The 11,131-nt window shown below is 40.8% G+C and carries 13 protein-coding genes; 10 read left to right on the top strand and 3 right to left on the bottom strand.

Annotation, left to right across the window (positions count from 1 at the left end; genetic code table 11):
• The first annotated feature begins 236 nt into the window (after positions 1 to 236).
• The 9 genes from CVS89_RS01035 to CVS89_RS01075 all read left to right on the top strand — a co-directional run bounded on the left by CVS89_RS01035 (position 237) and on the right by CVS89_RS01075 (position 7,856).
• A complete protein-coding gene (locus CVS89_RS01035; protein ID WP_009295267.1) occupies positions 237 to 512 on the top strand; it encodes a NifU family protein in 276 nt (91 codons plus the stop codon).
• The gene (locus tag CVS89_RS01040; protein ID WP_009295268.1) at positions 499 to 1,053 is read left to right on the top strand and encodes a hypothetical protein; all 555 of its coding nucleotides are present in this window, start codon (positions 499 to 501) and stop codon (positions 1,051 to 1,053) included. Before CVS89_RS01035 ends, CVS89_RS01040 begins: the two co-directional genes overlap by 14 nt.
• Positions 1,031 to 2,314 carry a UDP-N-acetylmuramoyl-L-alanyl-D-glutamate--2,6-diaminopimelate ligase gene (locus CVS89_RS01045; protein ID WP_107848273.1) on the top strand — a complete coding sequence of 428 codons (1,284 nt, stop codon included), beginning with the start codon at positions 1,031 to 1,033 and terminating at the stop codon, positions 2,312 to 2,314. Before CVS89_RS01040 ends, CVS89_RS01045 begins: the two co-directional genes overlap by 23 nt.
• 2 nt (positions 2,315 to 2,316) lie before the next feature.
• Positions 2,317 to 2,664 carry an aspartate 1-decarboxylase gene (panD, locus tag CVS89_RS01050; protein ID WP_002941539.1) on the top strand — a complete coding sequence of 116 codons (348 nt, stop codon included), beginning with the start codon at positions 2,317 to 2,319 and terminating at the stop codon, positions 2,662 to 2,664.
• 3 nt (positions 2,665 to 2,667) lie between these two features.
• On the top strand, positions 2,668 to 2,982 hold the full coding sequence (locus CVS89_RS01055) for a YbaB/EbfC family nucleoid-associated protein (RefSeq protein WP_012140545.1): 315 nt from the start codon (positions 2,668 to 2,670) through the stop codon (positions 2,980 to 2,982).
• On the top strand, positions 2,979 to 4,088 hold the full coding sequence (locus tag CVS89_RS01060; protein WP_107848274.1) for a DUF7488 domain-containing protein: 1,110 nt from the start codon (positions 2,979 to 2,981) through the stop codon (positions 4,086 to 4,088). Before CVS89_RS01055 ends, CVS89_RS01060 begins: the two co-directional genes overlap by 4 nt.
• The gene (locus CVS89_RS01065) at positions 4,085 to 4,984 is read left to right on the top strand and encodes a polyprenyl synthetase family protein (protein ID WP_107848275.1); all 900 of its coding nucleotides are present in this window, start codon (positions 4,085 to 4,087) and stop codon (positions 4,982 to 4,984) included. The genes CVS89_RS01060 and CVS89_RS01065 overlap by 4 nt, the downstream gene beginning before the upstream one ends.
• A 107-nt stretch (positions 4,985 to 5,091) precedes the next feature.
• Entirely contained in the window at positions 5,092 to 7,002 is a 1,911-nt protein-coding gene (tkt, locus tag CVS89_RS01070; protein WP_107848276.1) for a transketolase, read from the top strand.
• Positions 7,003 to 7,061: 59 nt separating this feature from the next.
• Positions 7,062 to 7,856 (top strand): undecaprenyl-diphosphate phosphatase, encoded by a 795-nt coding sequence (locus CVS89_RS01075; RefSeq protein WP_002941660.1) that lies wholly within the window; start codon positions 7,062 to 7,064, stop codon positions 7,854 to 7,856.
• A 67-nt stretch (positions 7,857 to 7,923) separates the two neighbouring features.
• On the opposite strand, the gene CVS89_RS01080 is transcribed toward CVS89_RS01075, so the two are convergent.
• Genes CVS89_RS01080 through moaC form a run of 3 tightly spaced genes read right to left on the bottom strand, consistent with a single transcriptional unit; the run spans position 7,924 to position 9,889 of the window.
• On the bottom strand, positions 7,924 to 9,162 hold the full coding sequence (locus tag CVS89_RS01080) for a hypothetical protein (RefSeq protein WP_107848277.1): 1,239 nt from the start codon (positions 9,160 to 9,162) through the stop codon (positions 7,924 to 7,926).
• A 9-nt stretch (positions 9,163 to 9,171) separates the two neighbouring features.
• Positions 9,172 to 9,438: an HP0495 family protein gene (locus CVS89_RS01085; RefSeq protein WP_009295275.1), complete on the bottom strand. Its 267-nt coding sequence runs from the start codon at positions 9,436 to 9,438 to the stop codon at positions 9,172 to 9,174.
• Positions 9,413 to 9,889 carry a cyclic pyranopterin monophosphate synthase MoaC gene (gene moaC / locus CVS89_RS01090; RefSeq protein ID WP_196088155.1) on the bottom strand — a complete coding sequence of 159 codons (477 nt, stop codon included), beginning with the start codon at positions 9,887 to 9,889 and terminating at the stop codon, positions 9,413 to 9,415. The genes CVS89_RS01085 and moaC overlap by 26 nt, the downstream gene beginning before the upstream one ends.
• A gap of 417 nt (positions 9,890 to 10,306) precedes the next feature.
• On the opposite strand from moaC, the gene CVS89_RS01095 reads away from it, so the two are divergent.
• A complete protein-coding gene (locus CVS89_RS01095; protein WP_107848279.1) occupies positions 10,307 to 11,125 on the top strand; it encodes an ATP-dependent protease in 819 nt (272 codons plus the stop codon).
• The last annotated feature ends 6 nt before the right edge of the window (positions 11,126 to 11,131 follow it).

Here is an 11,131-nt window from a genome sequence, read left to right on the forward strand (position 1 = left end):
TTTGTTAAAATACTTGTTTGTAAAAAAACAAATTATTGCAAAAACATTTTAATCAAATAAGACAAGAATAGGTGCTAATTTAGTAAGTTTAATGTAAAGGCTGACAGATAAAATATAATCAAAAAATGATATAAAAACTTCAAAATCCTAAGTTTAAGGTTGCCGCGAGTTAACGCCAGGGCACTATTTGTTTGCACTTTATCTGCTATAATAGCTAAAAAATTTAAGGAAAAAATATGATCCCATTTAGTGATGAAGAGCTTTTAAAACCAGTGACTGCGAGTTTGCAAAAGGTTCTACCGATGCTTGAAAATGACGGCGGCGGCATGGAGCTACTTGGCATAAAAAACGGCAAAATTTACGTAAGACTAACAGGACATTGTCATGGATGCGCAGCTAGCACAACCACGCTAAAATACGGCATCGAAAGGCAGCTTCGCATAGACATTCACCCAGAGCTTGAGGTCATAAATGTCCCAATAGGCGAGGAATTTGACATTGATAGATTATAAAAAAATAGGCATAAAATATTTCAAACGCTCTAAATTTAAAGATGCAATCTTTTACTTTTCACTAGCCTACGAAAAGACGCAGGAGAAAAATTTACTATTTTTGATACAAATTTGCTCTCTTGGCGAGGAAAATGCCGAAGAGGCAAAGCTTTTGTTTGACTACTACATGGCGAAAGTAAGAGCTGGCGAAGACGACGAGGGCGTGGAGGAAATTTTAAAAATTTTAGAGTCCAGAGATGAGGAGAGCGAGTACTTTGAAGAGCAAGACGCGATCAGCTACGAGGACTTTAAAAGGGCTGTTTATAAGGATGGCAGCTTTAAAAAGGTCTTTGAAAACATCATGTTTTCAACCAAGGTGATGATCTCAAACAAAGACGATTTTTTGGAATTTTTAGGAAATTTGATAAAAAATGACTTCATCGATATGAGCATGAACTACCTTGAGAGTGCGGCGGTGATGTTTGGCGGCGACGAGCGTATAGATCAGCTTTTTAAAGAGATACAAAAAAGACAAAACGATGAAAATATCAGTAGAAAATAGCTTCATAACAGATGACTCAAACGAGTGCGAGCAGGGTGCATACTTTGTGCAAACTACTGCAAATGCGAAATTTGCAGAAGACGCGGTAAAAAAGGGCGCTAAGATAATCACCCTTGAAGAGTGCAAAAAGCTTTTAAAAATAGATGAAAATCTAAAAATAGTTGGCATCACAGGCACCAATGGCAAGACCACAACGGCTGCGGCTATCTATGAGACTTTGCGAAATTTAGGAAAAAAATGTGGCCTAAGTGGCACCAGAGGGGCATTTATAGAGGGCGAGCAGATAGATGACAAGGCGCTTACGACAAGTGCCATTTTAAAGACGCTCTCATACCTCAAAGCAGCCAGCGAGCATGGCTGTGAGTATTTTGTGATGGAGGTTAGCTCGCACGCGATCGCTCAAAAACGCATAGAGAGCTTGAAATTTGCCCTTAAAATTTTTACAAATTTAACTCAAGACCATCTCGACTACCACAAGAGCATGGAGGAGTATGCTAGGGTAAAGTCAAGCTTCTTTGACGATGAGAGCGTAAAACTCATAAATATTGACGATGGTGGCGTTAAATTTAACCCAAAAAACGCCTACACATACGCGATCAAAAAGCCAGCTAGCTTTGCACCGATAGTTTATGGGCTAAAGGACGGCATAGACGCAGTTATCAAGACGCCAAATGGCGATGTGGAGATAGACTCAAGCCTTCAAGGTGAGTTTAATCTTTACAATCTAATCGCCGCTCTTGGCGCAGTTTGCCTGCTAGAGCGCCCAGATGCAGCTGCACTTTCAAAGGCGATAAGTAAATTTAAAGGCGTGAGCGGCAGGATGGAGGTCGTTAGCAACGATCCGCTAGTCATCGTGGATTTTGCTCATACGCCAGATGGCATCGAAAAGGTGCTAAATTCGCTTAGACATCTAAATTTGATCGCAGTCTTTGGCGCAGGCGGCGATAGAGATAGGACAAAGCGCCCTAAAATGGGAGCGATAGCCCAAAAATACGCAAGAATTTGCATAGTCACTAGTGACAATCCAAGAAGCGAAGAGCCAGAGAGCATAATCGATGAAATTTGCGCTGGCATGAGCCAAAATGAAAATTTGATACGAAACGCCAACCGCAAAGAGGCGATCGCTCTAGCCATTAGCAAGCTAGAACCTGGCTGGGCGCTTGTCATACTTGGCAAAGGCGACGAGCCATATCAGGAGATAAAGGGCGTCAAGCACCCATTTAGCGACAAAGAAGTAGTAAAAGAGCTTTTAAAGAGGTAAAAATGAATATAGAAATTTTAGCTAGCAAGATCCACAGAGCCGTCGTAACAGACGCAAATTTAAACTATGTTGGCTCGATCAGCATCGGCGAGGAGCTTATAAAGGCTGCAAATTTGATAGAAAATCAAAAGGTTGAAATTTTAGATGTAAATAACGGCGAGAGATTTGCCACATACGTGATAAAGGGCAAAAAAGGCGAAATTTGCCTAAACGGCGCAGCTGCTAGAAAGGTCTGCGTTGGCGACGTGGTCATCATCGTAGCTTATGCTAGCATGAAATTTAAAAAGGCTAAGAAATTTAAGCCAACCATCGTGCATGTAAATAACAAAAACGAGATCATAAAGGAGTAGGCGATGTTTGAGGGATTTGACTTTTCAAAGATGGGGCAGATGCTTGAGGATGTGCAAAAGCAGGCCAAGCAGATGGAAGAAGAGAGCAAAAATAAAGAATTTGGCGCAAAAAGCGGTGGCGGACTAGTGAGTGTGAGAGCAAACGGCAGTGGCGAAATACTTGATATCAGCATAGATGATAGCTTGCTTGAAGATAAAGAGAGCATGCAAATTTTGCTAATAAGCGCCATAAATGATGTGCTAAAATCAGTTGAGGCCGATAAGAAAAACACCGCTTCAAGGATGCTTGGCGGCCTTGCTTCGATGGGGATAAAATGAGACTAAAATATAAATTTGCCCTTGCTTTTTTGCTATCAGCGCTTTGCCTAAACGCCGATCCTAGGCCTACGCAAGAGGACTTTAACGCCTGCTTTGAAAAGAACAAAAACTCAATCGTCTCGGTAAATAAACACTTTGGCGTGGCTATCACTAAAAATTTGATCGCAGTGCCAAAAAGCGAGGGAGCTCCGCTTGGCGAATATGTCAAATTTGACCCATATTTGCAGCTTTTCTTAGTGCGCTCTAGTAAGGAGCTAAGCCCCGTTGTGATGGCTGATGAGACCAACGAGGAGCGCATAAAAAAGAGCACTTGGGTTGGCATTTTAAACGATGCAAACAACACCGTCATGGGTCACATCAAGTCTTTGGGACAAAATTTAGGCGACTTTGACACGCTAAGCTTCGAGTATAACGCGACTGGCGAGATAAACACGCCTTGTTGCAAGATGATAGGCATAGCTGTTGGAGCTGATAAATTTATACCAAACCGCTATTTAAAGCACTTTGTATCTTACGATGACGTATATTACGGCGATATCGGCGTGAAATTCTTGCAAAAAGAGGATAAATTTTTTGTGGGTCTTGTTGATCCACTGGGCCGCGGCAAGATGATGATGGTAGATGATGAGCTTGTTACGATAAATGGCATCAAGCCAAAGAGCCTAAGAGAGCTAAATGAGATGGTGCTTTTTGCTCCAAAAGGCGCAAAACTAGACATCATCGTGAAGCGTGATAGGCAGGAGCTACTCTTTCAAGTGCCAGTAAGCGGAGATGTGAAATTTAACCAAAGCCTAGATATTGACGCTCCTTCAAGCCTTGATCTGCCAAATTTAAATGTCATGCCAAAGTCGCCTGAGAGCTTGCTAGATGATAAAGTTTTGGTGGATTATGGTATCACGGTTGATAAAAATTTAGTAGTTACAAAGGTCGAGCCAAAGTCAAATGCTGATATCTTTGGTATCAAGATCGGCGATAAAATTTTAGGCTACAACAAAGAGAGCGTGAGTAGCCGCGAGGAGCTTTTAGAAAAGATCAGCGACCTGCAAAATTTCGTGCTTTTATTTACTAGAAATGACTTTCAGTTCTTTGCAAGAGTGCCAAAATGAGCCTACTTGAGGACTTCGTAAAATTTCTAAATGCAAATTTGCCAAAGGCGCATAGCTTTCATCCTTACTATGAGGAGGCGCTTGGCGTTATGCTAAAGGCTGGAGGCAAGCACTTTAGGGCGCTATTGCTTCTTGGTGTGGTCGAAAACGTCGATAAAAGCCTCACGCAAAAGGCCATGAGAGTGGCTTTGGGACTTGAGATGATGCACACATACTCGCTCATCCATGATGATCTGCCGTCTATGGATAACGCAAGCCTAAGGCGCGGCACGCCAACGCTTCACGTCACATACGACGAAACGACTGCGATACTTGCAGGAGATGCGCTAAATACGCACGCTTTTTATGAAATTTCACGTGCTGAGTTGCCAGCTGACACTCGTATAAAATGCGTTGAAATTTTAAGCCAAAATGCTGGCGTTAGCGGCATGGTGCTAGGTCAGGCGCTTGATTGTTTTTTTGAAAATACAAACAAAGAGGACATCAAAAGAGCAAAGGCTAAATTTGGCCTCTCTGGTAAGATGCTAAGCCTTGATGAGCTAGTCTTTTTACACATCCACAAAACCGCAAAGCTCATCGCTGCAAGCCTAAAAATGGGCGCTGTGATAGTAAATTTAAGCAAAACAGAGTGCGAGAAAATTTATGATATCGGCCTAAAGCTTGGGCTTGCTTTTCAGATACAAGATGATATCATAGATCTTACAAGCGACGAAGCGGCCGCTGGAAAGCCCGTGCATAACGACCTAGCTAAAAACTCATTTACAAATTTACTTGGTCTATCTGGTGCAAAAAAGAAAAAAGATGAGCTAATTAGCGAGATAGAAGAGGCGCTAAAACAGGTAGATGCAAGCATAGCAAAGATGATCTTAGAGCTTACAGACAAGCACCTAAGATAGTGCGTAAATTTCGTAAATTTATATCACTTTTTAGACATTTTGGGCAAAAATGCAAGGCAAGATTTAATCACTTTTTTGTATAATCTGACGCAATAAAAGGAGATCATATGCTAAAAAAACAAGCCGATACTATAAGATTTTTGTGCGCTGATATGGTGCAAAACGCTAACAGCGGACACCCAGGTGCTCCTATGGGCCTAGCCGATATCATGGTGGTTTTAAGCAACTTTTTAAAACACAACCCTAAAAATCCAAAATGGCTAAACAGAGATAGGCTCGTTTTTAGCGGTGGTCACGCATCAAGCTTGGTTTATAGCTTCTTGCACCTAAGCGGCTACGATCTAAGCCTAGATGAGCTTAAGAAATTTCGCCAACTTGGCTCAAACACCCCAGGACACCCAGAAATTCACACTCCAGGCGTTGAGGTGGCTACTGGCCCACTTGGTCAAGGCGTAGCAAATGCAGTTGGTCTAGCCATGGCAGAAAAATACGCTGCAAACGTGCTAAATGAGTCAGATAATAAAATAATCGATCATAAAATTTACTGTCTTTGCGGTGATGGCGATCTTGAAGAGGGCATAAGCTACGAGGCATGTTCAATCGCAGGAAATTTAAGACTAGACAACCTTGTGCTCATCTACGACTCAAACAACATCACGATCGAGGGTGACACAGCGATCGCATTTAGCGAGGACGTCAAGGCGAGGTTTGAAGCGCAGGGCTGGGAGGTCGCACGCATCGACGGACACGACTACAACCAGATCGAATTTGCACTTGAGCAAGCAAGCGAGAAAGAGTCGCCATATCTCATCATCGCAAACACACACATAGCACGCGGCGCAATGGAGCTTGAGGGCAGCCACCACAGCCACGGCGCACCACTTGGCGAGGAGATCATCAAAAAGGCAAAGGCCGCAGCTGGCTTTGACCCTGAGAAGAAATTTGCTATCGACGAGGATGTGCTTTTAAGATTTAGAGGTGCAGTAGAAAAGGGCGATCTTGAAGAGGCTATGTGGAACAAAAAGGTCGAGGCACTAAGCAGCGAGGGTAAAAATTTATTAAACTCGCTTCTCAATCCAGACTTTAGCAAGCTCGAATTTCCAGACTTTAGCGACAAAAAGCTAGCCACAAGAGATACAAACCATGTCATTTTAAATGAGATAGCTAAAAAACTTCCTGGCTTTATCGGCGGTAGTGCAGATCTTGCTCCTTCAAACAAGACCGAACTAAAGGGCATGGGCGACTTCCCAAATGGCAAAAACATCCACTACGGCATCAGAGAGCACGCCATGGCAGCTATCAACAACGGCATCGCTAGATACGGGCTTTTCTTGCCATTTTCAGCGACATTTTTCATCTTCAGTGACTACCTAAAGCCAAGTGCAAGGATAGCAGCGCTAATGGGCATCAAACACTTTTTTGTCTTCACACACGATAGCATCGGCGTTGGCGAAGATGGTCCGACACATCAGCCTATCGAGCAGCTTAGCACATTTAGAGCTATGCCAAATTTCTACACTTTCCGCCCAGCTGATGGCAACGAAAACGCAGCTAGCTGGCAAGTGGCTCTAAATTTAAACACTCCAAGTGCATTTGTGCTTAGTCGCCAAGGGCTTGACCCACTTGCAAAAGGTGAATTTGGCGAGGTTAGTAACGGCGCATATCTACTAAGCTCGGCAAAAGATGCGAAGATCACATTTATAGCAAGCGGCAGCGAGGTCTCACTCTGCGTAAAAGCAGCCGCACTTCTAGCTGAGCAAGGCATCGGTACAAACATCGTATCAGCGCCTTGTTTTGATCTGCTTTGCGAGCAGCCAGCTGAGTATGTGGCTAGAATTTTAGATAAAAACACAACTATCATCGCAGTTGAGGCTGCAACTGGCTATGAGTGGTATAAATTTGCTGACGCAGTTTATGGCATGAACAGCTTTGGCGCTAGCGGCAAGGCAAATGAGCTATTTGACCACTTCGGATTTACTCCGCAAAAGCTTGCAAATTTTGCTAGCGAACTTATATAAAATTTAACTTTGGGGAGTAAAATCCCCAACTGCAATCTAAAATCAAAAAAAGGCATTTTATGGAAATTTCTCACGTTATCGTTTTGGCCTTGGTGCAAGGCATAAGCGAGTTTTTGCCGATATCAAGCTCGGCTCATCTCATCTTGGTGCCAAAGCTACTTGGCTGGCCAGATCAAGGGCTTGCTTTTGACGTGGCAGTGCATGTTGGTACGCTAAGCGCGATACTTTTTTATTTTAAAGATACGATTTTTAAGCTACTTCGCGACTTTTTTGCCTCGATAGCGCAACGAAAGATGGTGGGCGATAGCTTGCTTGTTTGGTGCGTGGGATTTGCCACTATCCCAGTTGGCATCTTTGGACTTTTGTTTAACAACGTGATCGAAGAGTACGCAAGAAGTGGCGTTGTGATCGCAGTTACAACTATCATCTTTGGCATCGCACTTTACTTTGCTGATCTTCGCTCAACAAACAAAAGCGAATACGAAATGACCATAAAATTTGCTCTCATCATAGGCTTAGCGCAGGCTGTGGCGCTCATCCCTGGCGTCTCAAGATCAGGTATAACGATGACAGCGGCCTTGTTTTTGGGCTTTAGCCACAAGGGCAGTGCAAATTTCTCATTTTTACTTTCGATACCTGTCATCATCCTAGCTGGCGGACTTGAGAGCATCAAGCTTATAAAAGATCCAAATGCCTTGCCATGGAGCGACATTGCCCTTGGCGTCATCATAAGTGCAGTTAGTGCTTATATCTGCGTGAAGCTATTTATGGGGATCATCTCAAGGATCAGGATGCTACCTTTTGTCATCTACCGCTTGATCTTGGGAGCGTTTTTGCTCTATCTATTTTTATAAATTTAAGTTATAAAAGGCTAGGCTAAGACCTAGCCAAAATGATAAATTTGCCAAAAGCTTGGCAAATTTACTCCTCTTTTTTATCTTTTTTTATGACGTTTATGAAGTCTTTTGCGGCTTGATATGCTCTGTCGCCAAATTTCTTAGCTTCTGATTTTATATCCATTTGTTTGATGTCTTCAAGCTTATCATTTGCTTTTTTCTCAAACTCTGCGATATCTTGTTTGAGGCCTTCAAGCTTATCGTTTGCGTCAAAATTTAGCTTTAGCTTTTTGCTCTTGTCATTTAGCTCTTGCTTTAGAGCTTCAAATTTATTGTTCGCCTCGCTCATAAGCTTTGCAACGCCGTTTGATTTTAGCTCTTCAAGCCTTGAGCTGATCTGCTCCATCGCTTGATCGCTTATGCGTTTAAATTTTGCTAGATTTGTGTCAAGCTCGCTATTTATCACGCTTTCGATCTCGCTTTTAGCCACGCCGTCAAATTCATTTTCAAGCTCTTTAAGAAGCGCTATAAACTCTTCATCCACGTTTTTTAAATTTAAAAGTTGTGAGTTTAGCCTTAGCTCATCTGGAGCAAATTTCGCCTCATCTTTTAGCTTTTCAATAGCCCTTAAAATGCCATCTCTTGTGCCATTTATCGCGCCTTTTATGAGCTCTTTTGCAAATATATGCCCCTCATTTGCTAAATTTCCAGCTGCACTGATGATATTTTTTGAAATTTCAAACATTCGCTCTTTGCTAAACTCCCCGCCTCTTATCGCAGCGTAGGTCATATTTTTAGCTATCGCACCAGCGGTCTCTTCTACATCCTTTGCGCCCTCAAGTGTTGTTAAAAAGGCGATTTGAGCACTCTCTTTTAAGATGCCAAGCATCCTTGTTTCTCTAATGATCGCGTTGTTTAAAAGCTCTAAAATTTCTTCTTTTTCGCCAAAATTTCTATCTTTTACGACCTCTTCAGCCGCTTCAAATGAAATTTTTAGCCTATTTTTTATCTCTTCACGCTTTGTCTCGATCGCTCTATTTATCTCATCTCTTTTATCAAATAGCTCATAAAGCTGCTTCTCTTCGCCGCTAACTAGGGCCTGATTTATCCCCTCCATAGCGCTTTTTAGGTTTTTAGCATTTATGAGACTCTCTTTATCCATTTTGTCGTAAAGCTCGTTCATCTTTTGCTTCAAAAGATCAGGTAGTGTGTTTTCGTCTTTGTCTGAGACATCCTTAAAAAAGTCGTTGCAAAGAGCCTTTATGCTAGTTAGTAGCCCCTCGCTATCTTTATAATCACGTAAATTTTGCTCAAGTTTATCCATATTTTTGCCTTATAAAACGTATTTTGCTTCGTGTTTTAGCGCTGAAAAAATCTCTAGCCTCTCTTCTTCGCTTAAAACTAACACGGCTAGATCGTAGCTAGCGTATTTTTTATCTTTGCTAAATTTTGAAAAAACTAGCTTAAATTCTCTATCTTTTACTATCTCTTTTACCTTCTCTTCGGCATTTACGCCAGCGTCAAATATCACTTTGTACTCCCAGTGTGTTGGGTAGTCGATTTTTGCCTTTTTGTTATTTAGATCGCATATATTCGCCACTTTTTCCTCCTGTTTTGCTCTCTAGTACGATGTTGCCGATCTCCATACCCTTATCTATGGCTTTTACCATGTCGTAAATGGTTAAAAGTCCCACGCTCACGCCTGTTAGCGCCTCCATCTCAACGCCTGTCTTGCCCTCGATCTTGACGCTCACGTAAAGCTTAAAAGCGCAAATTTCAGGCAGCTCCTCGATGTCACAATCCACACCCAAAATGGCTAGTGGATGGCACATAGGTATTAGCTCGCTTGTCTTTTTAGCGCCCATTATCGCAGCGATGACGGCTGTTTGGATGACTGGGCCTTTTTTGCCGGTATTTTCTTTGATCGCCTTAAAAGCATCTTTGCTCATTTTGATGATCCCGCTAGCAGTTGCTACTCTTTTTGTGGGATCTTTTGGGCTTACATCGACCATCTTTGGACGGTCTTTTTCATCTAAATGTGTTAGCATTATCTCTCCTTTTTTTGGCAGATTATAGCCTATTTAAGCAAATTTAAGTTATCAGTAAATTTAAGCAAAAAAATATCAAAAATCTAAAAATTAAGCTTTGCTCAAAAGGCAAGAGGATTTTTTCATTTCTTAATATAATTATCTAATTTAAATAATTTTTTTAAAAAAATATTTATAATTTAAATTTTAATGCATAAAATACTTAAAATACGAATTTTTATAGATAATAAATTTTATCAAAAGTATATTTCTATCCGTTAAATTCCAAAGTCTATTTATTGTAAATGGCAAAATTTAAAAAAAATTATTGATATTTTTCTTTAAAAGCTTAAGAAAACAAATTAACTTCTAATTTGCTTTTAAGATATGAATATGTATATTTTTGTTAATTTTAAATTTACGATGAAAGCAACCTAGATAATGAAATTTCTGCTATGTCTTAGCTTATCTTTGATAGCGCTTTTTGCTGAGGATAAAGGCTGTTTTGTCGATGAAAATAGTCAAAACATCATCTTTGTAAAAGATGGCGAGACAAAAAGCCTAGGACTAAAGGAGAAAATTTACAAAGATCAAAGATGTGCTTTTGACGAGAGCTCTTTTTACGTTGCAAATTTAAACAACGAGATCGTAAAGGTAGCTAGCGAGAAGGAATTTTTATTTGCACTGCCAAATGTTGGCTGTAAGGTTTCAAATATCTTGCTAGATAAAGAGAAAATTTACGTCGCTTGCGATATGGCAAATGTCGTAACGATCGCTATTTTTGACAAGAGTTCTAAAAAATTTATATCAAAAAATTTTAACAATGTTTATAAAATTTCTAGCTTTTTATCGCTTGGCGAGGGAGTGTTTTTTACAAGCTTTAATGGCAAGGCATTTTTGCTTGATAGCAAGCTTAACGCAAAAGAGCAAAAAAGCGTTGGCTTTGCTCCGATAAGTGCTTGTAAATTTAGTGATGATGAAATTTTCATAGGCTTTAGAAACGGAGAAATTTTAGATCTTAAAAGTGGAGCTAAAAAGCAAGTTTTAAGATCTAAAATTTCAGCTCTTGCGTGCGCGGGAGACGAGGTTTTAGTAGCTGGCGAGGACGGAGTGATCTATAAATTTGACAAAAGTTTTAAGCTAAAGGGCAAAAAAGAGCTTTTTAGCGGCGAGATAAAAGAAATTTTTATAGATAAAAACGTGCTTGTTGGCGTGGATCTAAGTAATAAGATAAAGAGTTTAGAGATAAATTCATTTTAAAAAGGA

This window comes from Campylobacter concisus, from assembly GCF_003048615.2.
GTDB lineage: Bacteria > Campylobacterota > Campylobacteria > Campylobacterales > Campylobacteraceae > Campylobacter_A > Campylobacter_A concisus_C.

Coding starts and splice junctions, on each gene's coding strand:
- CVS89_RS01095 (WP_107848279.1), top strand. CDS start 10,307: ATGAAATTTCTGCTATGTCTTAGCTTATCTTTGATAGCGCTTTTTGCT.
- tkt (WP_107848276.1), top strand. CDS start 5,092: ATGCTAAAAAAACAAGCCGATACTATAAGATTTTTGTGCGCTGATATG.
- CVS89_RS01075 (WP_002941660.1), top strand. CDS start 7,062: ATGGAAATTTCTCACGTTATCGTTTTGGCCTTGGTGCAAGGCATAAGC.
- CVS89_RS01060 (WP_107848274.1), top strand. CDS start 2,979: ATGAGACTAAAATATAAATTTGCCCTTGCTTTTTTGCTATCAGCGCTT.
- CVS89_RS01035 (WP_009295267.1), top strand. CDS start 237: ATGATCCCATTTAGTGATGAAGAGCTTTTAAAACCAGTGACTGCGAGT.
- CVS89_RS01065 (WP_107848275.1), top strand. CDS start 4,085: ATGAGCCTACTTGAGGACTTCGTAAAATTTCTAAATGCAAATTTGCCA.
- CVS89_RS01055 (WP_012140545.1), top strand. CDS start 2,668: ATGTTTGAGGGATTTGACTTTTCAAAGATGGGGCAGATGCTTGAGGAT.
- panD (WP_002941539.1), top strand. CDS start 2,317: ATGAATATAGAAATTTTAGCTAGCAAGATCCACAGAGCCGTCGTAACA.
- CVS89_RS01080 (WP_107848277.1), bottom strand. CDS start 9,162: ATGGATAAACTTGAGCAAAATTTACGTGATTATAAAGATAGCGAGGGG.
- CVS89_RS01045 (WP_107848273.1), top strand. CDS start 1,031: ATGAAAATATCAGTAGAAAATAGCTTCATAACAGATGACTCAAACGAG.